Here is a 24,742-nt window from a genome sequence, read left to right as displayed (position 1 = left end):
CCCCCATGCTCGGATGACCTGCGGTCCGTCCGCAGAGTCTATGAGGTGCGGGTCAGTGCGTGTCGCCCTCGACGCGCATCACGCTGGCGACCTCCCGCACGATGTCGAGCCCGCTGAGCCCCTCGACGGTCGCGGCCAGTGCCGCGTCGGTGGCCCGGTGGGTGACGATGACCAGCTGGGCCTCGTTGCCGAGCCCCTCCTGCCGCACGGTCTGGATCGACACATCGTGCCGGGCGAACTCCTCGGCGACCTGGGCGAGCACACCCGACCGGTCGGCGACGTCGAGCTGCACGTGGTAGCGGGTGACGGTCTCGCCCATGGGCAGCACGGGCAGCGCCGCGTAGGTCGACTCGACCGGCCCCCTGGTGCCGTTGGCCTTGTTGCGGGAGACCGCGACCAGGTCGCCGAGCACCGCCGAGGCCGTCGGGGCCCCGCCGGCCCCGGCGCCGTAGAACATCAGCGAGCCGGCCGACTCGGCCTCGACGAACACCGCGTTGTAGGCCTCGCGCACGTTGGCCAACGGGTGCGACAGCGGGATCATCGCGGGGTAGACCCGCACCGACACCCCCCGGCCGTTGCGCCCGTCCGCCGAGGGGACCCGCTCGCAGATCGCCAGCAGCTTGACCACGCAGCCCATGGCCTTGGCGCTGGCGACGTCGTGGGCGGTGACCTCGGTGATGCCCTCGCGGTGCACGTCCGCCGCCGTGACCACGGTGTGGAAGGCCAGCTGGGCCAGGATGGCCGCCTTGGCCGCCGCGTCGAACCCCTCGATGTCGGCGGTCGGGTCGGCCTCCGCGTAGCCCAGGGCCTGCGCCTCCTCCAGTGCCTCCGCGAAGCCGGCGCCGTGGCCGTCCATCTGGTCGAGGATGTAGTTGGTGGTGCCGTTGACGATGCCCAGCACCCGCTGCACGTGGTCACCGACGAGCGACTCGCGCAGCGGCCGCAGCAGCGGGATCGCCCCGGCCACCGAGGCCTCGTAGTAGAGGTCCACGCCGTACTCGCGGGCCGCCCCGAAGATCGTCTCGCCGTCCTCGGCGAGCAGCGCCTTGTTGGCCGACACGACCGCCTTGCCGTGCTTCATGGCGGCCAGGATGAGCGAGCGGGCGGGTTCGATGCCACCGATCACCTCGATGACGATGTCGACGTCCTCGCTGGTGACCAGGCTCAGCGCGTCGGTGGTGAGCAGCGCCGGATCGATGCCCGGGCGGGGCCGGTCCAGCCGCCGTACGGCGATGCCCGCCAGCTCCAGCGGGGCACCGATCCGGGCCGTCAGGTCGCTGGCCTGCTCGCGTAGCAGCCGTACGACCTCACTACCGACCGTGCCGCAGCCCAGCAGGGCGATACGCAGGGGTTTCAAGGTGTTATCTCCGCATCCAGCCGCAACAGATCATCCTCGGTCTCCCGGCGCACGATGACCCGCGCGGCGCCCTCTCGCACCGCCACGACCGCAGGGCGCGGGACATGGTTGTAGTTGCTCGCCATCGATCGACAGTACGCACCGGTGGCCGCGACCGCCACCAGGTCACCAGGCGCAAGATCCTGCGGGAGCCATAGGTCCCGCACGACGATGTCGCCGCTCTCGCAGTGCTTGCCGACCAATCTACTGAGCATCGGCGCGGCGTCGGACGCCCGGCTGGCGAGCACGCTGGTGTACTCGGCGTCGTACAGCGCGGTCCGCAGGTTGTCGCTCATCCCGCCGTCGACCGAGACGTAGGTCCGCAGCCCCTCGACGTCCTTGATCGTGCCGACCTCGTACACGGTGATGCCGCCCGGCCCGACGATCGCGCGCCCCGGCTCCACCGTCAGGCGGGGCATCGGCAGGTCGTAGGACCGGCACTCCCGGGCCACGATCCGGCGCAGGTTGTCGGCGATCAGCTTGGGGTCCAGCGGCTCGTCGCCGGGCAGGTAGGCGATGCCGAGGCCGCCGCCGAGGTCCAGCTCGGGCAGCTGCAGGCCGTGCTCGTCGCGGATCGCGGCCAGCAGCTCGACCAGCCGGTGCGCCGCCACCTCGAATCCGTCGGTCTGGAAGATCTGCGAGCCGATGTGGGAGTGCAGCCCGACGAGCTCGATCTGCTTGAGCTCCAGCACCCGCCGCACGGCCTCCAGCGCGGCCCCGGTGTTGCGCGACAACCCGAACTTCTGGTCGTCGTGGGCGGTGGCGATGAACTCGTGGGTGTGCGCCTCGACGCCGGTGGTCACCCGGATGAGGATCTTGGGCCGGTAGTCCAGCGACTGGGCGAGGTACCCGACCCGGGCGATCTCCTCGAAGGAGTCGACCACGATCCGGCCGACCCCGCTCTCCAGCGCCCGGACGATCTCCGCGCCGGACTTGTTGTTGCCGTGCAGGGTGATCTTCTCCGGGGCGACGCCCGCGGCCAGCGCCACGGTGAGCTCCCCGCCGCTGCAGACGTCCAGGCCGAGCCCCTCCTCGGCGACCCAGCGGGCGACGGCCCCGCACAGGAAGGCCTTGCCGGCGTAGTAGACGTCCTCGCCGGCGAACGCGGCGCGGTACTCCCGGGCCCGCGCGCGGAAGTCGTTCTCGTCCAGGACGTACAGCGGGGTGCCGTACTCGGCGGCCAGGTCCCGTACGTCCATCCCGCCGACCGTGACGGCACCGTCGACCCGCTCCGCGCTGCGCGGCCAGACGGCCGGCGCCAGCTCGTTGAGATCGTCGGCCGGTGGCAGCGGATAGGTCTCCGGGAGGACGTCCGCGTGGCGCCCTCCGGCCGGGTGGGCGGCTCTACTCATAGCAACTCTCTTGGGGTCTCTCCGAGCGTGTGCAGCCCGTTGTCCAAACTGATACGTACGGCCTCGGCCAGGGTGAGGCGGGCGCCGTGCGCCCGGGTCGGCTCCTCGTCACCCACCGGCAGCGCCGGGCACCGCTCGTAGACGTCGTGGTAGACGTCGGCGATCCGCTCCAGCTGGCGTTTGAGCGGATCGGCGTCCCGCTCGCGTTCGGCCTGCCCGGCGCGCGAGGGCAGCTCCGCCAGCAGGCCGAGCAGCCTGATCTCCGGCGGTTCGTTCAGGGGACCGGGGTCCGCGCGCTCGATCCGCAGGTCGCGGGCCCGCCGCCCGATGGCGGCCGCCCGCGAGTACGCGAACCGTACGCAGAAGCCGGGATTGCCGAAGGTCCTGGGCCGGTCCGGCCAGCGGGCGCCGGCCACGGGGAGCTCGGCACGGGCGTACCGCTCTCCCGCGGCGACGATGGCCGCGGCCAGCGCACCGGGGGCCCGCTCGGTGATCGTCAGGAAGCCGGGGCCGGTGACGTCGACCCGGCGGACTCCCGGGGCCATGGCCAGCCGCTCGGCGATGACCCCGGCCACCTCGTGCGCGGGACGGCCCGCGCCGGCGGCCAGCCGCAGCGCCAGGGGGGAACTGTAGGCCCCGCCCGCCCAGCTCAGCGGTGCCCCCTCGGGAATGGGCACAGCGAGCTCACCTGCGGCGACGGCGTCTCGCACCGCGGCCACGAGGGCACTGCTCAGCTCCGCTCCGGTCACCCTCGTGAGACTATCCGACCAGCATGTGGACAGCCGTCCCACGCCCGCGCTCCCCCCTCCTGCCGTGATCATGCAATCGTTCGTCGATGGATTGCATGATCACGAAAGGGCGGTGCGGGCGCGGGGCGCTCAGCCGTCGGCGCGCGCTCCGGCGAGCTCCCGGACCGTACGGATCAGCTCGTTGGGGTCGAAGGGCTTGGTGACGTAGGCGTCCACCCCGATCTCGTGGCCGCGCCGGATGTCGTGGTCCTGCGCCCTGGCCGTGATCATGACGACCTTGATGCCCTCGGTGACGGGGTTCTCCCGCAGTTTCACCGCCGTCACCCAGCCGTCCAGCCGGGGCATCATGATGTCCAGCGTGATCACATGTGGCCGGATCGCCTGGACCTTCTCCAGGCAGTCCTGACCGTCGACGGCGGTGGAGACCTCGAAGCCCTCCAATTGCAGGTTGACGGCGATGAGCTGCCGGATCACCTCATCGTCATCGACGACCAGTACGCGTCCCAGTAGCTCGGTCACGGGCGTTAAGTTAGCTGTTCCATCGTCGCCACGCACGGTGAACACCGAGGTGCACGACCGCGTGGGAAGCCTGGTAATCTTCTATCGCACTGAGCCCCCGTAGCTCAGGGGATAGAGCGTCGGCCTCCGGAGCCGGATGCGTAGGTTCGAATCCTACCGGGGGCACAAACGCTGCTTCATTTGGCCGTTGTACTGCCAAGACTTGACCAGCTCTTTGCCCCGTATTTCGCACGGCGACTACCGTGAGGTTATGACTGCGGCGCAGCGCGAAACCCGGTTCGAGCCCGAGATCGTCCGTGATCGCGTCATCGAGACCGCGACCCGGCTGTTCGCCTCGCTCGGCTACGACGGGACCTCCACCCAGCTGATAGCCGACGCCGCCGGGGTCGGCGTGGCCACCATCACCGAGCTCATCGGCACCAAGCGGGACATCTACGTCGCGGTGATGACCTGGGCGTCGCTGGCCGAGAAGGCGGTCTTCGACGCGGCGTTCACGGAGTTCACCCCCGACCGGGCCGGCATCCACATGCTGGCGGACCGCTACCTGGACTTCTGCGTGGACCACCCCGAGGTGCCCGCGCTGTGGCTGCACCGGTGGCAGTCGGACGCCACAGACATCACCGAGCTGGAGAGCATGTACGTCAAGCCCGGCCAGGAGCGGATCACCTCGGTGATCCAGGAGTTCATCCGGACCGAGGTGGACATCGAGTACGCCCTGTGGACCGTCAGCTGGTGCATCCACGGCTTCTGCGTCGGCGGTGTCATCAACAAGGCGGGCCGGCGTGAGGGCCCGCACAACACCGTGCTGCTCCGCCGGTTCCGGGCGCATCTGCACCAGCTCATCGACCGGATGCTCCAGCTGGACCGGTGAGGCCTCCCGTTCCGGGGACGCTTCGGCCCAGTTCCAGGGCCATTGTTCAAGTGTCGATGAAAATTGCAGAGACCATTACAATACAAGATTACCTGTATTGCCTTGACTACAGATCTGACTGCACATCGAACTTATCATCGTCAACTGGTGCCAGACACTCTCCCGATAGCGCCCTAATCGCATAACCTCTATGGAGAACCGTTCCGCGAACGGGTATCAAGACATCGTGTGGAACGCTCTACAAGAGGAGTGGCCAATGTCCGGTGGGTCGTTTTACTTCCGGGACAACCCGGCTTTCACCGGGGGGTCGCCGCAGGCGATCTATGAAGAGCTGTGGGAGCGCGGGCGGCGCCAGCGGCTCATCCAGCGGGGCATCATCGCCGGAGTCTGCCTCGTGCTGGCCGGCAAACTGTTCTCACCTGCGTGGGGAGTGTTCGCCGCGCTGCTCGCGGCCGGTGCGGACATGGCCTACCACGGGTGGCGGCGGGCCATACTGCGCGTCTGGCGCCGGGGCCAGCGCGGCGAGCAGCGCACCGCCCGGGTGCTGCGGTTCACCCTGGAATGGCGGGGGTATCGCGTGCTGCACGGCCGCTCCGTTCCGGGGCAGGGGAATGCCGACCATCTGGTGATCGGGCCGACCGGGGTATGGGTCATCGACAATCAGGCCTGGGACCCGGAGACCGAGTTCGCCGTCTATGGCGGGAAACTGTTCATCGGTAAGGATTCGGCCTCACGAACGGCGGTGCGGCTGCAGAAAATGGCCGATGTGATCGCCGAACTGCTGTCCCGGGAACTGCAGACCGGGATCAGGGTCTCCCCGCTTCTCATCGCGCACGGCGGCAGGCTCCCGCGCAAGGGACTGACCGGAAGCGGGATCACCGTGCTGCGGGTCTACCGCCTTCCCGGCCGGATCCTGCGGACCGGCACCGGCAAAGCGGACGCCGGCGGCGACCTGCTCACCCCCGAGCAGATCGACGCGGTGACCCAGGCCGTCATCCACCGGCTTCCGATCAGGGATCACACCGTGGCGGTGCACTGACCGGCGGCCTGGACGGCTCCCGCTCAGGCGTTGCGGCGGGAGCCGTCCAGTGCGATCACCTGGGCGGACGACGACTCCGGCTCGGCGCCCTCCCCGGCCAGCGCGATCCAGACGTGCAGCACGATCTCGAACTCCAGCCGGGCGTCCGGGTCGTACAGCTGCTCGCCGAACAGTTCCTCCAGCTGGTGCAGCCGGTACCGCACGGTCTGCGGGTGGACATGCAGCCGGGCCGCGACCTCGGTGGCGTTGAACCCGTTCTGCAGGCAGGCCAGGAGCGTGTGCGCCAGCCGCTCGCGGTGCCGGGGCCGTACCTCCAGCAGCGGCCCGAGCCGCTTGGCGGCCACGGCGTTGACCAGTTCCTCGTCCTTGAAAATGATCAGGCTGGGCATGTGGTCGGCCGCGCGGATCAGGCCCTGGTCGGGGATCACGCCCCGGCGGGCCAGCACCAGCGCCTCACGCGCCCAGCGCAGCGACTTGGCGGCGTCGCCGATCGCCACCGTGGGCCCGACGGCCGCCACCCAGTCACGCAGCGCGGTCTGCAGCATCTGGCCGCGGCCCGGCCCATCGGGGTCGGGCACCAGCAGGCACGGCTCCCGCCGGTTGATGTCGGCCAGCACGTCGGGCGGCAGCGAGGGATGCGAGAAGCGGTCCTGGCCGCGCTCGTAGAGCACGACGGCCGCGACGCTCCGCGGCACCCGCCACTGCGCCATCCGGGCCAGGTCCGCCAGCGCCTGGGCGCCGGCGGGCGGTTCGGCGAGCAGCATGTCGAGCAGGCGCCGGCGGCGGTGCTCCAGCTCGCCGGCCACCTCCTCGCGGGCCTTGGTGTAACCGAGGGTGGCCGCCGCGGCGATCTCGTCGAGGAAGGCGAAGATGGCCTCGGCGAGCATGCCCAGTGTCTGCCGGGAGACGTTGAGCCGCTCGGACTCCTCGGTCAGCCGCCGCCAGGCCACCCGGGCCCCCAGCCGCAGGGCGGTCTGCAGGGCGTCCAGGCTGCGGCCCTCCCGGGCCTCGAGCCGCCCGACCTCTCCGTAGACGTCGACGACGTTCTTCCAGGAGGCCATCGGGTCGTCGATGAGGTCGACGAACTGCTGGAGCGCCCCCTCCACGGCCAGCCGGACCATCCGCACGTAGGCGTCGTCGAGCGGCCGGGCGTACTCGGGCACGCCCTGCTGGATCTCGCCGATCATCTCGTCCGCGACCCCGCTTAGATGCGGGCGGAAGACCTCCGCGATCTCACCGGGGACGCCGTACCAAGGCTTGCGGGGCGCGTGCTGACCCATCCCGCACCTCCTGGAACGCACGTGGGCTGAAACGTACCTGGCCGACTAGGGCGGAAACTATCGGTGTCCGGCGACTGGTTCTGCTGGTTCAGAGAAGCATTCGCCGCAGATCGTTGTCACCAGGATGACAAGAGCCGCAGGCGGTCACATGCTCCCCGGCAGTCGCATCCGTGGTCGTGACCCTCGCCGGGCGGCCTACGAGAGCGCGCCGGCCAGGATCAGGCGGGCGGCCGTCCGGACCATCGCGACGACCTCCTCGGTGGGACGGCGAAGCGCGGTGAGGCTGACCAGAGCGGCCAGCAGCACGTGGCCCAGCACGATCTCGGCCTCCTCCTGTGCCGGCGGCGGGTCGCCCATCACCGCGGCCAGCCGGGCCCGGACGAACAGGAACAGCTCGGTGCGGGCGTCCTCGAGGGCCGGATCGGGCGAGGTCACCGCCTGGATGATCGTCGAGGTGAGGGTGAGGTCGGCCGCCGCCACCTCCACGATGCGCTCGAGCAGGTCGCCGAGCCGCTGGGCCGGCGTCGCGCCGCCGGACGGCTCCGTGCCGGCGGCCAGCACGATGTCCGCCGTGACCGTCCGGGCCCAGTCGGCCGCCACCTCGGTGAGCAGATGGTCCTTGGACGCGAAGTAGCGGTACACGGTGGCCCTGGCCACGCCCGCGCGGTCGGCGACGTCGTGCATGGTCACCGCGGCGTAGCCGCCCTCGTCGGCGAGCCATCGGGCCGCCTCGACCAGCCGCACCCGGCGGGCCTGCTGCTCCTTGCTGCGAGCACGCGTCACCGTGATCTGCGCATCGTCGCCCTGCATCACCGGCTCGCCTTCCGTCGCCGACCCCCATCCTCCCCTATTTCAGAGGCCGGGTCTGCGGTCCCTCGTCGGCTAGAGACCCTACGAGACAGGCGATCCGCGATCTGCCCCGCCCCCCGCGGCACGGGTGGGCGGCCGGCGCCCGGGGCCAGGGCTGCGGCCTATCGCTTGCTTGGTACGGGCATTAGGTTGGACTGCAGTCTCATTCCTGGAGGATGAATGTTCACGACCTCCCCGGCCACCGGTGTGATCGTCACCGGCGGCGCCTCGGGCATCGGAGCCGCGTGCGCCCGCGCGCTGGCGGAATCGGGCCGCCCCGTCGCCCTGTGGGATCGGGCCGACGCCGGGCCACTGGCCAAGGACATCGGCCTGGCCTGCGACGTCGCCACCCTGGCGGTCCAGATCGACGTCACCGACGGCGCGGCCTTCGCCGAGGCGGCCGACAGCACCCGCGCGGCACTCGGCACCATCGGCGGGCTCGTGCACGCCGCCGGGGTCGTCCGGCCCGACCCGGTCGGCGATCTCACCGAGGAGCGCTGGGACTTCGTCCTCGACGTCAACCTGCGGGCGGAGGCATTCCTGGCCCAGGCCCTCCTCGGGGACCTCCGCGGCAACCCCGGCTCGGCGATCGTCGGGATCTCCTCGATCGAGGCGTTCCTCGGCCAGGCGTTCATCCCGGCCTACTGCGCGTCCAAGGCCGGTCTGCTCGGACTGACCCGGTCGCTGGCGCACCTGCTGGCCGCGGACGGGGTCCGGGTCAACGCGGTCTGCCCCGGCTACATCGACACCCCGATGCTGCGGGGCGCCACCCCCGCCGAGATGATCGCCGACTTCGCGACCAAGGCCCCGCTGGGCCGGCTGGGCGCCCCCGAGGAGGTGGCCAAGGTGGTGCGGTTCCTGATGAGCGACGAGGCCTCCTTCGTCACCGGCACCCAGGTGGTCGTGGACGGCGGCACCACGGCGGTGGACCGATGAGCCCGCTGGCCGGGACGGCCGCCCTGGTCACCGGGGGTGGCAGCGGGATCGGCCTGGCATGTGCCCGCCGGCTCGCCGCGGACGGCGCCGCCGTCACCATCTGCGGGCGTACGGAGTCGCGCCTCCGGGAGGCGGCCAAGGAGATCGGCGCCCGCCACGTCGTCGCCGACGTGACCTCCGAGGAGCAGGTCGCCGCGGCGGTGGCCTTCGCCGCCTCCGACCACCCGCTCCGGGCGGTCGTGGCCAGCGCCGGCGGCTCGACCTCGATCGGGCCCATCAGGCATCTGGACGCCGCCGCCTGGCGGGCCACGCTCGAGCTCAACGCCACCGGCACGATGCTGACGATCAAGCATTCCGCGCGGGCCATGGCCGGGACCGGCGGGGGCGCGGTCGTCGCCATCTCCTCGATCGCCGCGTCGAACACCCACCGCTGGTTCGGTGCCTACGGCGTGTCGAAGGCCGCGGTCGACCACCTGGTGCTCCTGGCCGCCGACGAGCTGGGCGCGGCGGGCATCCGGGTGAACGCGATCCGTCCCGGCCTCGTCCGGACCGAGCTGGTGGCCGGCATCACCGACCCGGGGCCGGTCCTCGACGACTACCTGGCGTGCATGCCGCTCGGCCGGGTCGGCGAGCCGTCGGACATCGCCGACGCCGCGCGGTTCCTGGTGGGCCCGGAGTCGTCCTGGATCACCGGCCAGGTCGTCAACGTGGACGGAGGTCACCATCTGCGGCGCGGCCCCGACTACTCGGCCCTGTTCGAGCCCATGTTCGGCGCCGAGGCCCTGGAGGGCCGGGCATGAAGATCGATCTGCTCGACGGGGAGATGTACGCGGGAGACCCCGACCCCGTCTACGCGTACCTGCGCCACGAGGCACCCGTCTACCACGATGCCGAGAACGGGCTGTGGGGCATCTCCCGGCACGCCGACATCTTCGCCATCGAACGCAACGCGAAGGTGTGGACCAACTCGGGGGGCTACCGCCCGCAGCTCCCCTCCGACCCCTCCATGATCGGCATGGACGACCCCGAGCACGCCCACCGCCGGCGGATGGTCTACCAGCGCTTCACGCCGCGCGGGGTCTCCCGCTACGCGGAGCGGATCCGGGCGACGTCGGTGGAGCTGATCACCACCGCGCTGCGGCAGGGCTCCGTCGACGCCGTCCCGGCGCTGGCCGCGCCGCTGCCCGCCCGGGTCATCGGCTGGCTGCTGGGCTTCCCCGAGGAGGACTGGCCGCAGCTCGTGCACTGGTCGGAGACCGCGGTGTACGCCGGGGGCGGCATGCGCTACGTCACCGAGGAGGCGACGCTGGCGGTCGGGGAGTTCGCGCTCGCCGTGCTGGAGATGGCCAAGGAGCGGCGTTCGTGCCCCGGCCAGGACCTGCTGTCGATCTGGAGCAACCCCGGCCCGGGCCAGCCGGACTACGACGACGAGCACTTGGCCCACGAGGCCCTGCTCCTGCTGGTCGGCGGCGCCGAGACCACCCGGACGGTCATCGCGACGGCCATCGACGCGCTGATCCGCAACCCGGCCCAGTGGGAGCTGCTGCGCCGCGACCCGTCGCTCGTGCCCGGTGCGGTGGAGGAGTTCATCCGCTGGACGACCCCGATCCTCAACATGTGCCGGGTCCCCAACCGGGAGGCGTCGGTGGCCGGGGTGACCATCCCGGCGGGCGGCCAGGTGCTGCTGATGTACGGCTCCGCCAACCGCGACGAGTCCGTGTTCACCCGTCCCGGCGACTTCGACGTCACCCGGGACCCGGGCGGCCACATCGCGTTCGGGCTCGGCGCGCACTTCTGCCTGGGCGCGTCCCTGGCCCGGCTCGAGCTGCAGATCTTCTTCGAGGAGTTCATCGCGCGGGTGGGCAGCGCGTCCTGGGCCGACGACCAGGGTCCCCGCATCCTGCGCAACGCCTTCGTCCGCGGCGTCACCGCCTTCCCCCTCACCCTGTCCCCCCGCTGACCCCCACCACCCCAGCCCTCACCCTTCGTGATCATGCGATCGTTCGTCGAACGATCGCATGATCACGAAGGGGTGTGCGCGAAACGGAAGCCAGCCGATGACCGCTTTCAATCTCGCCGACCTGTTCGAGATCGTCGCCGACGCCTGCCCGGACCGGATCGCGCTGGTCACCGATGCGCCGCCGGGCGGCACCGCGGGCCGGCCGGCGGGGACGACCTTGCGGCTGACCTATGCCGAGCTCGACGCGCGGGCCAACCGGGTGGCCCACCACCTGTCCGCCGCCGGAGTACGGGCCGGCGACCACGTCGGGATCCTGTCCTACAACCGGGCCGAGTGGCTCGAGTCGATGATCGGCTGCTTCAAGCTCCGGGCCGCCCCGGTCAACGTCAACTACCGCTACGTCGCCGACGAGCTCTCCCACCTCCTGGGCGACTCCGCCTGCGTGGCACTGATCGCCGAGCGCTCCCTGCTGGCCCGCGTCGACCGCGCGGCACTCCCCCGGCTCCGCCACGTCCTGGTGATCGAGGACTCACCGGACGGGGACGTCTCCGGCACCCCGGGGGCGGCGCCCACGGGGCACGCCACGGCCCGGATGTACGAGGAGGCGCTGGCGCAGGCGCCGGACGTACGGGACTTCGGGCCGCGCTCCGGGGACGATCCGTACCTGCTGTACACGGGGGGCACCACCGGACTGCCCAAGGGTGTGCTGTGGCGCAGCGAGGACATCTTCTTCGCCGCCATGGGCGGCGGCAACTTCGGCGGCCCGCCCATCGAACGGCCCGAGCTGCTCGCCGCCGCCGCCGGACGCGAGCCGCTGCGGGCACAGGTGCACGCGCCGCTCATGCACGGCGGCGGCCAGTGGATCAGCTGGATCACGCTCACCACCGGCGGGACGATCATCCTGTGGTCCGAGCGCAGCTTCGACGCCCGCCGGTCCCTGCGGCTGGCGGTACGGGAGCGCAGCCAGATCCTCATGCTGGTGGGCAACGGCATGGCGCAGCCCATCGCCGACGAACTGGCCACCGGTTCCCACCCGGACCTGGCGGTGTTCGCGTTCGGGTCCGGTGGCGCCCCGCTCTCTCCCGACGTCCGGCAGCGGCTGCTGGCCGCGGTGCCGGGCGCGTACGTCTCCGACAACCTGGGCGGCTCCGAGACCGGGGCGATGGGAGCCTCGGACGGGAGCGGCCGGTTCCGGCTGGGCCCGGAGTTCGCGGTGCTCGGCCCCGACCTGGTGCCCGTCGGGGCCAGGCCGGGCGCGGTCGGCATCGTCGCCCGCACCGGTCACATCCCGCTGGGCTACTGGGCGGACGAGAAGAAGACGGCCGAGACCTTCGTGCGGAGCCCCGACGGACGGCGCTGGGTCCTGCAGGGCGACTACGCCCGGGTAGAGGAGGACGGTGCGGTCACCCTGCTGGGCCGGGGCTCACTGGTGATCAATACGGGCGGGGAGAAGGTCTACGCCGAGGAGGTGGAGACGGTGCTGCGCGCGCATCCCGCGGTGGCCGAGGCCATGGTGATCGGTGTGGCGGATCCCCGGCTCGGCCAGCGCGTCACCGCGGTCGTCGCGGCGGCCCCCGCCGCTGTTCCCGGCGCCGAGCCGGCCGCGGCGCCCGCCGGGTCCTTCGTCCTGGATCAAGAGGCCCTCGCGCGGGAGCTGATGGCGCACTGCCGGTCCTCGCTGGCGGGGTACAAGGTGCCGCGGGAGTTCCGCTTCACCGAGGGCGTGCGGCACACGCCGGTCGGCAAGCCCGACTATGCCTGGGCGAGGTCGCTCTTCGCGGCACCCGGCTGAGACGCCGGGCGGGGTGTCAGCCGACGAGCCACTCTCCCGTCTCGACGCTGACCAGGCCGCTGCGGGCGGCCTCGATGACCGCCTCCCGCTGCGAGTGCACCCCGAGCTTGGTGAGCACGCTCTGCACGTGGCTGCGGGCGGTGCTCCTGGTGACGCCCATGTCCTTGGCCAGCGTGGCCGTGGACTCGCCCCGGGCCAGCCGGGTCAGCACCTCGCGTTCGCGCGGGGTGAGGAACCGCGCGACGTGCTGTGCCTGGTTGCGCGGCGAGCTCGGGGCGGCCCGCCCGGTGGCGTCGTCGACCACCAGCTCTCCGTCGTGCACCCGGCTCAGCAGCTCGATGATGTCCCGGGCCTGCTGGCCCTTGTGGGCGAAGCCCCGGACCCCGGCGTCCACCCCGGCGTCGAGCACCTCCTGCTCCAGGAAGCCCGTCAGCACGACGAAACGGGTGTCCGGCGCCGCCGCGCGAAGCTCGGGCAGCCGTTCGAGGACGCTCTCGCCCGGGAAGTGCAGGTCGATCAGGCAGACGTCGGCGGAGGCGGCGCGCAGTGCGGAAAGCGCGTCGTCGGGGCTGTAGGCGACCCCGACGACGCTGTGACCCGCATCGGCGATGACCAGCGCCAGCGAATCCGCGAAGACCGCGTGGTCATCACAGACGATCACTTTCACGGGCCGCCGCCCGCCGTCGGCAGCAGGATGCGCACCCGGGCTCCGCCGAGCTCGCAGTGCCGGATCTCCAGGTTGCCCCCGTAGCCGGAGATCAGGTCGTGCACGATGCCCAGACCCAGCGAGGCCAGGCCCCCCTTGCCGGCGGAGCCGGAGCCGAACCCGGGCCCGTCGTCATCGACCTGGATCGCGATCCAGCCCTGTTCGTGCTCGACCTTGACGTCCACCCGGCTGCCGGCCACCCGGCAGGCGTTGTCGAGGACGTTGCGCAGCGCCCGCCACAGCGCCAGCGCGTCCATGTGCGCCCAGGCCGGCTGGGCGGTGAAGCCCACCTCGTGGGACGTGGCGAGCCGCAGCCCGGCGACCACCTCGGCGGCGAGCTCGTCGACCCGGATCCGCTCCGGGCTCGGCAGCGGCTGTGCGTCGTCGTCCTCGTCCAGCTGCCGCAGCAGATGGTCGAGCCAGCGCGTCTCGCCCAGCAGTTGTTCGATGAGTTCCCTGCTCTTGTCTCCTATGTCGTCGGACACCGCCACCGCCGAGGCCAGCATGATGATCGTGCCGAGCTCGTGTCGGATGTCGTGCCGGAGACGCTGGCGCCAGAGCGCGGCATCACCCGGCGCCGGCTCCTGCGGATACGTCAGGCCATTGTTGCGACTCCAGCCCCCTGGAAGCCGATCAGCCCGCTCCGGCCCGGTCACGCCCACCGATGCGGTGAATGTGGCGGTGTATTCGGGCGTGTCCGGGATTGACCGAGACTGCCCGTTGATCATTGATGGACCCCCGTCCGTATTTAATGCACCCACCTCGACGTTCGCCCCGCACAGAGCCCATGTCCAGTCGATTAGCCGCTATAGATTCGACCGTGACCGGATGTGGTCACGGCTATGTTGGCGGTAAACCAAAGCCTATTTTTGCGCGTCGTACTACAGTTATAAACTTATCCCAAAGGACCTTAATACCGAAAAGTATCCATAACATTCGGTGAACGTCACCCGAGGTGCCGAAGCGGGCCGCGTAAGCGGTTCAGGGGCCGCCGCGAGGACCCCCGGTAGGTGTCGTCCAGCACGGCCCCGAGGAACGTCGGCGAATACCGCTCACCGAGCCGGTCCCGGGCCCGCTCCGTCATCGCCCGGGCGGCGACCGGGTGCTCCAGGATCCAGGTGATCGCCTCGGCGAGCGGCACCGGCCGGGCCGGCACCAGCAGGCCCGTCTCCCCCGGCTGCACCAGGTCGTGGTTGGCCGGCACCGCGGTCGCCACGAGCGGGATGCCCGCGCCCACCCCCTCGACGAGCACCGACGGCGAGCCTTCCCAGCCGCTGGTCACCGCCATCACGTCGAAGGCGGGCAGCACCTCGGCCACGTCGTCGCGGTGCCCCAGCCACCGGACCCGGTCGGTGAGCCCCAGCCTGGTGGTGAGCCGGTCGAGCCGGTCGCGCATCGGCCCGTCGCCGGCCCACAGCCCGAACACGTCGTCCGGCATCCGGGCCAGCGCCCGCAGGAAGAGGTCGGGGCCCTTCCCCGGGACGAGGCGGCCGACCGATCCGACGACCTTGACGCCGATCGGCAGATCGAGCCGCCGCCTGGCCTGCGCCCAGGTGGCGTCCGCCCGTTCGAACGCCGTGAGGTCGACCGCCGGCCAGGACTCCCTGATCCGCTCCGGCCCGGCCAGCCCGAGCCGCACCGCCTCGAGGACGGTCTGCGAGCCGACGGCCAGGAACGCGTCGGTGTGCCGTGCCGCCAGCCGCTCCAGCCCGAGTGAGACCTGCCTGCGCGGCCAGGGCTGGGACTCGTGGAAGGGCAGCCCGTGCCAGGTGTGCACGATCCGGGGAACGCCCGTACGGGCCGCGGCGAACCGGCCGAGAAGCCCGCTCCTGGCACTGTGCGTGTGCACGACGTCGTACCCGCCCTCGCCCAGCACCCGGATCAGGGCGCGCAGCGCGGCCAGGTCACCGCGCGGCGAGAGGGGCGGCTCCAGCCCGGCCACCCGGATGACGTTCATCCCGGCGGCGAGCGCCCGCGGTGTGAGATCCCCCGGGACCGCGATCGCGGCGCTCCCCGCGCCCTTCGGCGCCGCGTCCTCCCGGCCGCCCCCGCCGGTCACCACCGTCGCCTCGTACGCGGCGGGGTCGAGGGCGAGCGCGCCGGACAGCGCGACCTTGCCGACGCCCCCGCTGAGGCGGCCGATCACTGTGGCGACCCGCAGGCGAGCCACCTCAGAGGACCTCTGGATCGGTCGTGCCGGTGGGGGCGAACGTCGGCCCGGGCCGGCGTACCGGGTGGTATTCGGGCAGCAGCCGGCGCAGCAGGATGCGCACCTCGGGGTCGTCCCCCCGGTCGGCGGCCTCGTATAGCGCGCCGAGCAGCCGGGGCAGACCGGGCGGCAGCGGCGCCGGGCGGGTCCCCCAGATCTTCGGATGCGCGGTGCGGACCTGCCGCTCGCCGTCGGAGAAGACCTTCTCGGCCAGCTTCTCCCCCGGTCCGAGCCCGCTGAACCGGATCGTCACCTCGGGGAGGCACAGCTGTTCCGCGTAGCGGTGCACGAGCTCGACGACCGGCACCGGACCGCCCATGTCCAGCACGAACGTCTCGGCCTCCTCGGCGAGGGCGGCGGCCTCCAGCACCAGCCCCGCCGCCTCCTCGACCGTCATGAAGTGCCGGGCGACCTCCGGATGGGCGAGGGTGACCGTCTCGTTGCGCGGGATCCGGCTGGCCAGCACCGACAGCAGTGAGCCGGGCGTCCCGATCAGGTTTCCCAGCCGTACGGTCGCGAAGCAGGTGGGGCCGCCCGCGGCGGTCTGCAGCACCATCTCGGCGAGCCGCTTGGTGGCTCCCAGCACCGAGGCGGGGTCGGCCGCCTTGTCCGTGGACACCAGCACGAACCGCTGCGTCCCGAGCCGTACCGCCGACTCGACCATGTGGTGGGCGGTCCGCACGTTGGTCCGGACGGCCTCGCAGGGATCGGCCTCCAGCGGCGCCAGCTTGGACCGGCCCGCCAGATGGAAGACCAGCTCGGGCCGGATCTCGTCGAACACCCGCGTCAGGCGTTCCCGGTCGCGCAGGTCGGCCGCCACCTGCCGCGACCCCGCGATCTCCCGCTGCACCAGATCCAGTCGCCCGGCGTCCTGGTCGAGCAGCCAGAGGCCGGCCGGCCCCAGCCGGGCGATCTCCCGGGACAGGGCGGCCCCGACCGTGCCGGACGCGCCGGTGACCAGCACCCGCCGGCCCTCGATCAGCCGCCCGGCCCGCGAGCCCGCCACGCTGACCTCGTCCCGGCCGATCACCCAGGAGAGCCGGATCTCGCGCAGATCCTGGATCCGTACGCCCCGCCGTCCGTGCTCGGGGCAGGCCGGCAGCCAGCGCAGCGACAGACCGGCCGCCCACGCCCGGCCGGCCAGCTCGGCCACGTCCTCCCTGGACATCGCCGGGTGCGCCAGCACCACGGCCCGCGCCCCGGTGCGCGCCGCGACCTCGGCGATGTCCTCGGGCCCGCCGAGCAACGGCAGGCCGCAGACCCTCTCGTGCGGGGAGTCGGCGTCGAGGAAACCGATCGGCCGCATCCGTCGCGGGTCGGCGAGCAGCGCCTGTGCGAGAACCCGCCCCGTCGACCCCGCTCCGATCATCAGAGTCGGGACGCCGGGGGGATCGGTCTCGCGCGCACGGCGCCGCGCGAATCTCAGCACGGCCACCCCCTGGTCTCCGTTGGGCCGAGCGTAGGAACCGGAACTCAACGCCAAATCGCCCAACGAGACGATGGGCGGCTACGTCATTTGATGGGCAGGGAGGGCGTGTCCTATGGCGCCCGCTTCGACGAGGGGGGAGGATCTTCGGGAAGTGTCAGCGATCCCCGGGAACCCGGGTGATCCCCTGGACCCGAGGGGCGCATGCCAGAGCGCATCGCGAGCGTGATGGCCTCCAGCGCCGAGTGGGTGTCCAGCTTGGCGAGCAGGTTCTGGGTGTGCGTGCGCACGGTGTTGGCCGACATTCCCAGCCAGGCGGCGATCTCGGCCCGGCTCTGCCCGTCGACCATGCACTGCAGCACCTCCCGCTCGCGCGGAGTGAGCTCGGCCAGCCGCTGCGGCCCGGTGGCCGGCTCTGGGTTCTCCGGTGCCAGCCGGCGCAGCACCTCGCCGAGCAGGTCCGGTGGAATCCAGCCGCCCCGCCGGGCCGCACTGCGCACCACCCGGGCCACCAGGTCGGCGCCCTCGGTCTTGGAGAGCCAGCCGACGGCACCGTGGCGGACCGCCTGCACGATGGCGTCGACGCCTCTGGTGGCAGTGAGAATCACCACCCTGACGTCGGGGTATCCATCCCGGATGTGGTCGAGCACGTCAAGGCCGTTCTCCGCGCCGAGCCTCAGATCCAGCATCACCACCGTGGGCCGTTCCGTCCTGATCAGGGCGAGCGCGCGGCGCACGTCGCCCGCGACGGGCAGGATCACCAGATCCGGCTCGCGGCTCAGCCGTGCCGCCAGCGCCTCCGCGAACAGCGCGTGGTCGTCCACGATGAGCACCCTGGTGGGCTGCTGATGAGTAGGCTGCATGTCCGCAGGATCCCCGCTCCACGCGTCGAGCGGATCCCGCAAACAGAGGATGACGAACACCCCATGGATCGCGCTCCCTCCGAGCAACCCTTTGGCGTCTCGCGGCCTCTTATAGGGGTGAGGGTCATCCTGGCGCCGGCCGGGGGGTCGGTCAGGTTCGTCCCGGAGAGGACGGACACGGTAGTGAAAGGTGCCCTGTGGAACTGACGAGCACAGGTCTCATCAGCCTGCTGTTCCTGGCCGCCGTCGGTGTCACGGCGGCCACGGTCCTGCTGTGGCCCCGTTTCGCCGCCCGGGGGGTCCGGCCGGTGCTCTCCCGGATCGCCCTGATCCTCGGCAGCCAGGTGACGCTGACCCTGGCCCTGGTGGCCGCCATCAACTCCTACTTCCTGTTCTACGGCAGCTGGGGCGAGCTGCTCGGCACCCAGCAGGAGAACGCCCAGGTCACGCATAACGACCGCGGCGGCACCGTGAGCCCGGCCAACCCGCTGGGCAGGTCGTTGTCCGGGCTGGTCGACGGCGACCGCAGCAAGGATCCGGCGAAGTACGGTCAGCTCGAGAACATCAGCATCCCCGGCGCGCGGACCGGCTTCACCCAGCACGCGTACGTGCTGCTGCCGCCGGAGTACTTCCAGCAGCGCTTCCAGAAGCGCCGGTTCCCCGTCGCGATCATGCTCACCGGCTACCCCGGCAGCACGAAGAGCCTCATCACCCGGCTCAAGCTGCCGGAGTTCGTGCACAAGGGCGTCGCCGCGGGCGCTCTCGCCCCGGCCATCTACGTGATGATCACTCCTACGGTGGCGCCGCCCCGTGACACCGAGTGCACCGACGTGCCGGCCGGACCCAAGGCCGCCACCTATTTCGGGCAGGACGTGCCGGAGGCGCTGGCCGGCTCCTACCGGGTGGCCGCCGACCGCAACGGCTGGGGCATCATGGGCGACTCGACCGGCGGGTACTGCGCCGCGAAGATCGCCATGATGTACCCCGACCGCTACTCCGCGGCGGTCAACATGTCCGGCCACTTCCGCGCCATCAAGGACATGACCACCGGCGACCTGTGGGGCGGCAGCCCGACCGTCCGTAACGAGAACGACCTGATCTGGCGGATCCAGCACCTGCCGGCGCCGCCGATCTCCCTGCTGATCACCTCGGCTGAGCGCGGCGAGCGGTCCTACCCGCAGGCCAAGCAGTTCATCCCGCTGGTCCGGCCGCCGATGCAGCTCGACACGCTCATCCTCAGATCGGGCGGCCACAACTACCAGACCTACGGCGAGGTCTTCCCCTCCGTGCTGGAGTGGATGAGCCAGCACCTCCGGGCCGGGTAGCCGCCCGCGCCGCGCGCCGGCTAGGCGACCCGGAAGCTGTCGTAGATGGCGGTCAGGGTGGCCTGCGAGCCGGCCCAGTCCTTCTCCAGGCTGCGGAAGTAGATGGCGTACGGCCTGTCGTCCAGCTTCACGAACCGGTCCACCGCGTGCGCCGGGCCACCGTGCGAGTCGGTGTAGGTGAACTCCAGGTCCGCGGCCTGGGTGCCCTTGTACGCGACCGGGTCCCTGATCTCCTGCCTGGTGTAGCCGGGGAAGACGTTCGTGCGCTGGGCGAACGACTCGTCCGAGGTGGCCGCCTGCGCGGAGACCGTGCTCACCGACCAGGGCGTCTGGCCGATCTGCAGGAGGGTGGTGCCGTCGGGAGCGTGGAAGAACACCCCGTCGGTCCGCTGCTCTCGCCGCCAGTCCGCCGGCACGGCGACGAGGTAGCCGTTCTCCTGCTGGAGGTGGTACCCGGCCGGCACCGCCTGGCCACCCCCGGAGATCGCGCTGTTGCCGGAGGAACCGGAGGAGCCGCTCGCCGAGGCCCTGTTCTTGAGGATGACGGCGCCCGCGATCAGCGAGGCCGCCACCACGATGGCCGCGAGGAGCACGAGCACCACGGTCCTGGTGCGGCGGGGCGGCCGCTGCCGGTGCGGCTGGTACGGCTCGTACCCCGGCGGGTGGGTGGAGCCGGGCAGCTGCCAGGAGTCGTGCTCGGCGGGCTGCCAGGAGCCGTGCTCGGGCGGTTGCCAGTCCGGCTGGATCTCGGTGCGCTGCTCGGCCTCCGGCCGCCGGGCGGGCTCCTGGGGACGGGACGTCGCGGGCCCTCCCGCTCCCCGGCCCGGGTCCGCACCGTCCCGGGGACGGAACGTCGCGGGCCGCACCATGCCCTGGCCCGCCGCGCTGTCGCGTACGGCCCGCTCGATCGCGGCCGAGTCCAGCACGGTCTCCAGCGCGCCCGAGGCGGGCCCGGCGGGCGGCCGGTCCATCATCGTCGCGTCCGCGGCGGGGGCACCGCGCGGCGGGACCACCCGCTCGCCGGCCACCTCGATCAGCAGCGGCATCGCGGTCTCCGCCGTCATCCGCTGGGCCGGGCTGCGCGTCAGCAGACCGTCGAGGACCCGGCGCAACGAGCCGGCGTTGCGGGGCGGCGGCACCTCCTCGGTGAGCGCGGCGGCCAGTGCGGCCATCGCGTCCGAGCGCTCGTAGGGCGCCTTGCCCTCGACCGCGGCGTACAGGGTCGCGCCGAGCGCCCACAGGTCCGAGGCGGGCACCGCACGCTCTCCCTGCACCCGCTCCGGCGGGATGTAGGCGGGCGACCCCATCACCAGGCCGGTCTGGGTGAGCGCCGCGTCCCCCTCGACCTGGGCGATGCCGAAGTCGGTCAGCACCGCGCGGCCGTCATCGGTGATCAGGACGTTGCTCGGCTTGACGTCGCGGTGCAGGATGCCGGCCCGGTGCGCATGGCTGAGCGCGGCCAGCACCTGCCGGCCGATGTCGGCGGCGGTGCGCGGGGCGACCGGCCCGTCGTCGTCGATCACGTCCTGCAGCGACCGGGCCCGCACCAGCTCCATGACGATCCACGGCCGGTCGTCCTCGCTGAGGACGTCGTGCACGGTCACCACACCCGGGTGGCTCAGCCGCGCGGAGGCGCGGGCCTCCCGGAACGTCCGCTGGTAGAGCACCTCGCGCTCGGCCGGGCTGAGCCCCGGCGGGAGCAGCACCTCTTTGATCGCGACCTCGCGGTCGAGGGTCTCGTCGTAGGCGCGCCAGACGGTCCCCATGCCGCCCCGTCCCACCGCCGCCACGAGCCGGTACCGATGACCGAGCAGCCGACCCTGATCCTGCGTCATGACGTTATGGTCCCCCGGACGATGGACAACTGACCAGACGAACCCCGTAGCCGTCTGCCGTGCGAGTGCCTACGTGGGACGCGCGAGACGGCCCAGCGGTTCAATCATCGTCCCTACGGATGGAATGAATCGAGGAAATTGTCGACATTCTGGCTGCGGGACGTCCACTGGGCGACCGGAATGGAGACGAAGACCGCGTACGACCGGCCGCCGGCCTGCACGCCGCGGTCCACCGCGTGCATCGCGGTGCCTCCCTTGGTGAGGTAGGTGAACTCGAGGTCCGCCGCGTCGTAGCCGGCCCCGGTCACCCGGTTCAGCGCGACCCGCTGGTAGGAGCGGAGCGCACCGTCGGCGATGGCCCGCGGCTCCCAGGCCTCCCAGTGCGCGTACGGATCTCCCGTCCAGCCCGTGCGGTCCACCTGGACGAACGCGCCGGTGGCCGGATCGCGCCAGATGACGCTGTTGCCGCTCGTGCTGCGCGCCCAGCCGGTGGGCACGTCGAGCGAGTAACCGGGACCGGTCACGGTGTGCAGGCCCGGGGGCGGCCGGTGCGCGGCGGCACTCGTCGGGCTCGTCGGGCGGGGTGTCGTGCTTCCGCCGGGCTGCGCGCCGGCGGACTGCACCGAGGGACTGGCGGACGGCTTCGCACCGCTCTGGGGGTGGAACGCCACGAACCCCACCAGGACGATCACCGCGACCGCGAGCAGGCCGACAGCGGCCAGCAGACCGGAATTGATCCCCCGCCCCGGCCGGCCCGGCGCGGACGGTGCGCTCGGGGCGTTCGGCGGGAGGCCACCGGGCGGCTGGTGTCCGGGATGCTCCCGGAACCCGCCGTGCGCGGACACCACCGTGTGCGGCTGCCAGGGCGGCGGATCCGAGGTGTCTCGCCGGTCGTCGGGCCTGGTCTGGGTACGCGATCCGGCGGGCGCCTCGGCCCACGTCGCCGCCGCGGTCGGGACGCTCGGCACCGGCCGGGTGCGCGTCTCGGTGACGACGCCGGTGAGCTGGTCCAGCGCCGCCTCGGCCGTCAGCCGCCGCCCGGGGTCGCGGTCGAGCAGCCCCAGCAGGACCGGGGTGAGCGACCCGCCGGCGCGGGGCGGCGGCGCGTCCACGGTCAGCACCGCGGCCAGCGTCGCCATCGCGTCGGTGCGCTCGTGCGGCGGCCGCCCGTCGCAGGCGGCGTAGAGGGTCGCGCCGAGGGCCCACAGGTCGGTGGCGGGGGTGGCACGCTCGCCCTTGGCCCGCTCCGGGGCGATGTAGGCGGGCGAGCCCATGACCAGCCCGGTCTGGGTCAGCGTGGTGTCGCCCTCGACCTGGGCGATCCCGAAGTCGGTGAGGACGGCCCGGTCCTCGTGGTCCTCGCGCAGCAGCAGGACGTTGGCCGGCTTCACGTCGCGGTGCAGGATGCCCGCGGCGTGGGCGGTACGGAGCGCGCCGACGAGCTGCCGGCCGATCGCCGCCACCTGCGCGGGCGGCAGCGGGCCGTCCGCGTCGATGATCTCCTGCAGCGAGCGGGCCCGGACGAACTCCATGACGATCCAGGGCCGCCCGTCCTCCTCGATGACGTCGTGGACGGTCACGATGCCGGGGTGGTTGAGCCGTGCGGTGGCCCGCGCCTCACGCTTGGTGCGCTCGTGCAGTACGCCGCGGTCGGCGTCGCTCAGCCAGCGGTCGATAAGAACCTCTTTGACCGCGACGTCTCGGTCGAGCAGTTCGTCCCGCGCGCACCAGACCGTGCCCATGCCGCCCTGACCGACATGCGACAGCAGCCGGTAACGTCCGGCCAGCACCCTCCCCGCACCTTCTGACACGCGCGCGACCCTACCGACTCCAGCTAACGGATCGGCAACGCACCACCCGGGATCAGGATGTGGACGCGGGCCGGAAATCGGCGAAGACGGGGGCGAGCTGCGCGCGGGTCTTGTCCCATTCGTCGTCCGGCGCCGCGATGACGATGGCATACCCGTGACCGTTCATGACGAGGCCACGGCTCAGCACGTGCTTGCGTCCCGGCCCGGACTGCCAGGTGTACTCCCAGTCCGCGGCCTTGGCGCCGGTCGGATCGGCGATCGGGCCGCCCTCGGTGGCCGGTCCGAGCCGTATGCGCTTGTAACCGGCGAACCGGCCGGCCACGCTGGACTCCTGGTCCTTCCAGTCCTTGAGGGCGCTCGGGTTGGGATCGGAGGTCTGGTCGATCTGCAGGTAGCTGCTGCGGTCCGGCGAGTAGAAGAAGTCCCCGCCGGACTTGCGCTCGGGGCCGCTCCAGCCCTTGGGCACGAGGACGGAGTAGCCGGAGGAGTCCTTGTGGCTCTTGAAGCCGGCGGGCACCGCCGCCGACGTGGCCGGGGGCGAGGTCTTCGCGAGCGTACTGGCGGAGGCCTTCGGCGAGCCGGCCGCGGAGGTCGTCGCCGAACGCGGCGCGGAGGACGGCTTCCCGCCGCCGTCGTTCGAGGTCAGGGCGAGCGCGACGCCGCCGAGGGCGAGCACGCCGACCAGCGCGGCCGCCGCCCACAGCACGGGCCGGCGGGCGGCCCGTTCGCGCGAGCCGACCGTGGGCTCTCCCAGGTCGTACGCCATGACGGCGTCGGAGGACTTGGTGGCGTCGTCGGGGCCCGGCTGTACGGCCGCCGGGCGGGAGGCGGGGGCGGGGACGTGCGAGGCGACCGGGACGGCCGGGTCCGCGGACGGTCCGCCGGCCGCGGGCAGGTCCTCCGCGGCGGGAGGCTCGCCGGCGGCGGGCGGGTCGCCGGCGGCGGGGGACTGCGCCGGGAGCGGTACCGGGCGGGTCGCGTCGGGCTGGTCCAGGTCGCCGAGGAGGAGCCCGTCGAGCATCTGGCCGGCCTGGTAGGCCGTCAGCCGCCGGTCGGGATCCTTGTCCAGGAGCCCTTCGATGACCGGCCACAGCGGCCCGGCGGCGGCCGTCCACGCCGGGTCGTCGGAGATGATGGCCACCAGCGAGGCCATCGGCTCGGACCGCTCGAACGGTGACTTCCCGTCCACCATCGCGTAGAAGGTGACGCCCAGCGACCACAGGTCGGAGGCGGGCCCGGCGGGGCGGCCACGGGCCCGCTCCGGGGCGACGTAGCTCGGCGAGCCCATCAGGAGCCCGGTGCTGGTCAGCGTGGCGTCACCGGCCGAGGTGGCGATGCCGAAGTCGGTGAGCACCGCCCGGTCGCCCGCGGCCAGCAGCACGTTGCTCGGCTTCACGTCACGGTGCAGGATCCCGGCCTCGTGCGCGGCGTGCAGCGCGCCGAGCACCTGGCGGCCCACCTCGGCGGCGCGCCGCCAGGGCAGCGGGCCGTCCTTCTTGATCACCCGGTCCAGGGAACGGGCCCGGACCAGCTCCATGATGATCCACGGGCGGCCGTCCTCCTCGACGACGTCGTAGACCGTGACCACGCCGGGGTGGCTCAGCCGTGCGGTGGCCCGCGCCTCCCGCTTGGTGCGCTCCTGCAGCACCTCGCGCTCGGCGTCCCCGAGCCCGGGGTGGACCAGGACTTCCTTGACGGCGACGTCACGGTCGAGCACCTCGTCACGGGCGTGCCAGACCGAACCCATGCCGCCTCGGCCCACCTGGGCCAGCAACCGATACCTCCCGGCCAACAACCGACCCACGCCCTCCCCACCAGTCGACA

21 protein-coding genes and 1 tRNA gene are annotated in these 24,742 nt (G+C 72.2%); 8 read left to right on the top strand and 14 right to left on the bottom strand.

The features are described 5' to 3' along the window. Positions 1 to 52: 52 nt before the first annotated feature. The 4 genes from ACRYCC_RS03170 to ACRYCC_RS03155 all read right to left on the bottom strand — a co-directional run bounded on the left by ACRYCC_RS03170 (position 53) and on the right by ACRYCC_RS03155 (position 4,016). Positions 53 to 1,357: a homoserine dehydrogenase gene (locus ACRYCC_RS03170; RefSeq protein WP_433808473.1), complete on the bottom strand. Its 1,305-nt coding sequence runs from the start codon at positions 1,355 to 1,357 to the stop codon at positions 53 to 55. Beyond that, the gene (gene lysA / locus ACRYCC_RS03165) at positions 1,354 to 2,748 is read right to left on the bottom strand and encodes a diaminopimelate decarboxylase (protein ID WP_433808471.1); all 1,395 of its coding nucleotides are present in this window, start codon (positions 2,746 to 2,748) and stop codon (positions 1,354 to 1,356) included. Before lysA ends, ACRYCC_RS03170 begins: the two co-directional genes overlap by 4 nt. Further along, the gene (locus tag ACRYCC_RS03160) at positions 2,745 to 3,497 is read right to left on the bottom strand and encodes a DALR anticodon-binding domain-containing protein (protein ID WP_433808469.1); all 753 of its coding nucleotides are present in this window, start codon (positions 3,495 to 3,497) and stop codon (positions 2,745 to 2,747) included. The genes lysA and ACRYCC_RS03160 overlap by 4 nt, the downstream gene beginning before the upstream one ends. Before the next feature lie 129 nt (positions 3,498 to 3,626). Then, a complete protein-coding gene (locus ACRYCC_RS03155) occupies positions 3,627 to 4,016 on the bottom strand; it encodes a response regulator transcription factor (RefSeq protein ID WP_433808467.1) in 390 nt (129 codons plus the stop codon). Between the two features lie 93 nt (positions 4,017 to 4,109). On the opposite strand from ACRYCC_RS03155, the gene ACRYCC_RS03150 reads away from it, so the two are divergent. The 3 genes from ACRYCC_RS03150 to ACRYCC_RS03140 all read left to right on the top strand — a co-directional run bounded on the left by ACRYCC_RS03150 (position 4,110) and on the right by ACRYCC_RS03140 (position 5,926). After that, positions 4,110 to 4,181 (top strand) — tRNA-Arg (locus ACRYCC_RS03150). Positions 4,182 to 4,266: 85 nt separating this feature from the next. Next, positions 4,267 to 4,887: a TetR/AcrR family transcriptional regulator gene (locus ACRYCC_RS03145; protein ID WP_433808465.1), complete on the top strand. Its 621-nt coding sequence runs from the start codon at positions 4,267 to 4,269 to the stop codon at positions 4,885 to 4,887. 256 nt (positions 4,888 to 5,143) lie between these two features. Continuing rightward, positions 5,144 to 5,926 (top strand): nuclease-related domain-containing protein, encoded by a 783-nt coding sequence (locus ACRYCC_RS03140; RefSeq protein ID WP_433808463.1) that lies wholly within the window; start codon positions 5,144 to 5,146, stop codon positions 5,924 to 5,926. Positions 5,927 to 5,949: 23 nt separating this feature from the next. Here ACRYCC_RS03140 and ACRYCC_RS03135 read toward each other — a convergent pair whose 3' ends face one another. Together ACRYCC_RS03135 and ACRYCC_RS03130 are read right to left on the bottom strand one after the other, a co-directional pair. Next, on the bottom strand, positions 5,950 to 7,206 hold the full coding sequence (locus ACRYCC_RS03135; protein ID WP_433808461.1) for a PucR family transcriptional regulator: 1,257 nt from the start codon (positions 7,204 to 7,206) through the stop codon (positions 5,950 to 5,952). Between the two features lie 195 nt (positions 7,207 to 7,401). After that, positions 7,402 to 8,016 (bottom strand): TetR/AcrR family transcriptional regulator, encoded by a 615-nt coding sequence (locus tag ACRYCC_RS03130; protein WP_433808459.1) that lies wholly within the window; start codon positions 8,014 to 8,016, stop codon positions 7,402 to 7,404. 219 nt (positions 8,017 to 8,235) lie between these two features. Between ACRYCC_RS03130 and ACRYCC_RS03125 the strand changes: the two genes are divergently transcribed. The 4 genes from ACRYCC_RS03125 to ACRYCC_RS03110 all read left to right on the top strand — a co-directional run bounded on the left by ACRYCC_RS03125 (position 8,236) and on the right by ACRYCC_RS03110 (position 12,743). After that, positions 8,236 to 8,991, top strand: coding sequence for an SDR family NAD(P)-dependent oxidoreductase (locus ACRYCC_RS03125; protein WP_433808457.1), 756 nt, complete (start codon positions 8,236 to 8,238; stop codon positions 8,989 to 8,991). Next, complete coding sequence (locus tag ACRYCC_RS03120; RefSeq protein ID WP_433808455.1) at positions 8,988 to 9,791, top strand: SDR family oxidoreductase; 804 nt, start codon at positions 8,988 to 8,990, stop codon at positions 9,789 to 9,791. The genes ACRYCC_RS03125 and ACRYCC_RS03120 overlap by 4 nt, the downstream gene beginning before the upstream one ends. Next, positions 9,788 to 10,951 (top strand): cytochrome P450, encoded by a 1,164-nt coding sequence (locus tag ACRYCC_RS03115; protein WP_433808453.1) that lies wholly within the window; start codon positions 9,788 to 9,790, stop codon positions 10,949 to 10,951. The genes ACRYCC_RS03120 and ACRYCC_RS03115 overlap by 4 nt, the downstream gene beginning before the upstream one ends. Before the next feature lie 97 nt (positions 10,952 to 11,048). Further along, entirely contained in the window at positions 11,049 to 12,743 is a 1,695-nt protein-coding gene (locus tag ACRYCC_RS03110) for an AMP-binding protein (protein ID WP_433808451.1), read from the top strand. A 16-nt stretch (positions 12,744 to 12,759) separates the two neighbouring features. On the opposite strand, the gene ACRYCC_RS03105 is transcribed toward ACRYCC_RS03110, so the two are convergent. From ACRYCC_RS03105 to ACRYCC_RS03085, 5 genes are all read right to left on the bottom strand, one after another. Beyond that, a complete protein-coding gene (locus ACRYCC_RS03105) occupies positions 12,760 to 13,410 on the bottom strand; it encodes a response regulator (RefSeq protein WP_433808449.1) in 651 nt (216 codons plus the stop codon). Further along, positions 13,407 to 13,955 (bottom strand): sensor histidine kinase, encoded by a 549-nt coding sequence (locus tag ACRYCC_RS03100; protein ID WP_433808447.1) that lies wholly within the window; start codon positions 13,953 to 13,955, stop codon positions 13,407 to 13,409. The genes ACRYCC_RS03105 and ACRYCC_RS03100 overlap by 4 nt, the downstream gene beginning before the upstream one ends. Before the next feature lie 440 nt (positions 13,956 to 14,395). Continuing rightward, positions 14,396 to 15,619: a glycosyltransferase gene (locus ACRYCC_RS03095; protein ID WP_433808445.1), complete on the bottom strand. Its 1,224-nt coding sequence runs from the start codon at positions 15,617 to 15,619 to the stop codon at positions 14,396 to 14,398. Between the two features lies 1 nt (position 15,620). Continuing rightward, positions 15,621 to 17,093 (bottom strand): polysaccharide biosynthesis protein, encoded by a 1,473-nt coding sequence (locus tag ACRYCC_RS03090; RefSeq protein WP_433808443.1) that lies wholly within the window; start codon positions 17,091 to 17,093, stop codon positions 15,621 to 15,623. 104 nt (positions 17,094 to 17,197) lie between these two features. Continuing rightward, a complete protein-coding gene (locus tag ACRYCC_RS03085) occupies positions 17,198 to 17,947 on the bottom strand; it encodes a response regulator (RefSeq protein ID WP_433808441.1) in 750 nt (249 codons plus the stop codon). Between the two features lie 197 nt (positions 17,948 to 18,144). Between ACRYCC_RS03085 and ACRYCC_RS03080 the strand changes: the two genes are divergently transcribed. Continuing rightward, a complete protein-coding gene (locus tag ACRYCC_RS03080) occupies positions 18,145 to 19,272 on the top strand; it encodes an alpha/beta hydrolase (RefSeq protein ID WP_433808439.1) in 1,128 nt (375 codons plus the stop codon). A 20-nt stretch (positions 19,273 to 19,292) separates the two neighbouring features. On the opposite strand, the gene ACRYCC_RS03075 is transcribed toward ACRYCC_RS03080, so the two are convergent. From ACRYCC_RS03075 to ACRYCC_RS03065, 3 genes are all read right to left on the bottom strand, one after another. Then, positions 19,293 to 21,107 (bottom strand): serine/threonine-protein kinase, encoded by a 1,815-nt coding sequence (locus tag ACRYCC_RS03075; protein WP_433808437.1) that lies wholly within the window; start codon positions 21,105 to 21,107, stop codon positions 19,293 to 19,295. A gap of 113 nt (positions 21,108 to 21,220) precedes the next feature. Next, entirely contained in the window at positions 21,221 to 22,918 is a 1,698-nt protein-coding gene (locus ACRYCC_RS03070) for a serine/threonine-protein kinase (RefSeq protein WP_433808435.1), read from the bottom strand. A 52-nt stretch (positions 22,919 to 22,970) separates the two neighbouring features. After that, complete coding sequence (locus ACRYCC_RS03065; protein WP_433808433.1) at positions 22,971 to 24,722, bottom strand: serine/threonine-protein kinase; 1,752 nt, start codon at positions 24,720 to 24,722, stop codon at positions 22,971 to 22,973. Positions 24,723 to 24,742: the final 20 nt, after the last annotated feature.

This window comes from Actinomadura scrupuli (assembly GCF_050971785.1).
GTDB classification, from domain to species: Bacteria; Actinomycetota; Actinomycetes; order Streptosporangiales; family Streptosporangiaceae; genus Actinomadura_E; species Actinomadura_E scrupuli.
This window is presented reverse-complemented; position numbering and strand designations above follow the sequence as displayed.

Bases quoted from the DNA above. Each gene is read 5' to 3' on its own strand.
- lysA (WP_433808471.1), bottom strand. From the start codon at position 2,748: ATGAGTAGAGCCGCCCACCCGGCCGGAGGGCGCCACGCGGACGTCCTC.
- ACRYCC_RS03145 (WP_433808465.1), top strand. From the start codon at position 4,267: ATGACTGCGGCGCAGCGCGAAACCCGGTTCGAGCCCGAGATCGTCCGT.
- ACRYCC_RS03140 (WP_433808463.1), top strand. From the start codon at position 5,144: ATGTCCGGTGGGTCGTTTTACTTCCGGGACAACCCGGCTTTCACCGGG.
- ACRYCC_RS03135 (WP_433808461.1), bottom strand. From the start codon at position 7,206: ATGGGTCAGCACGCGCCCCGCAAGCCTTGGTACGGCGTCCCCGGTGAG.
- ACRYCC_RS03130 (WP_433808459.1), bottom strand. From the start codon at position 8,016: ATGCAGGGCGACGATGCGCAGATCACGGTGACGCGTGCTCGCAGCAAG.
- ACRYCC_RS03125 (WP_433808457.1), top strand. From the start codon at position 8,236: ATGTTCACGACCTCCCCGGCCACCGGTGTGATCGTCACCGGCGGCGCC.
- ACRYCC_RS03120 (WP_433808455.1), top strand. From the start codon at position 8,988: ATGAGCCCGCTGGCCGGGACGGCCGCCCTGGTCACCGGGGGTGGCAGC.
- ACRYCC_RS03115 (WP_433808453.1), top strand. From the start codon at position 9,788: ATGAAGATCGATCTGCTCGACGGGGAGATGTACGCGGGAGACCCCGAC.
- ACRYCC_RS03110 (WP_433808451.1), top strand. From the start codon at position 11,049: ATGACCGCTTTCAATCTCGCCGACCTGTTCGAGATCGTCGCCGACGCC.
- ACRYCC_RS03100 (WP_433808447.1), bottom strand. From the start codon at position 13,955: ATGCTGGCCTCGGCGGTGGCGGTGTCCGACGACATAGGAGACAAGAGC.
- ACRYCC_RS03085 (WP_433808441.1), bottom strand. From the start codon at position 17,947: ATGCAGCCTACTCATCAGCAGCCCACCAGGGTGCTCATCGTGGACGAC.
- ACRYCC_RS03075 (WP_433808437.1), bottom strand. From the start codon at position 21,107: ATGACGCAGGATCAGGGTCGGCTGCTCGGTCATCGGTACCGGCTCGTG.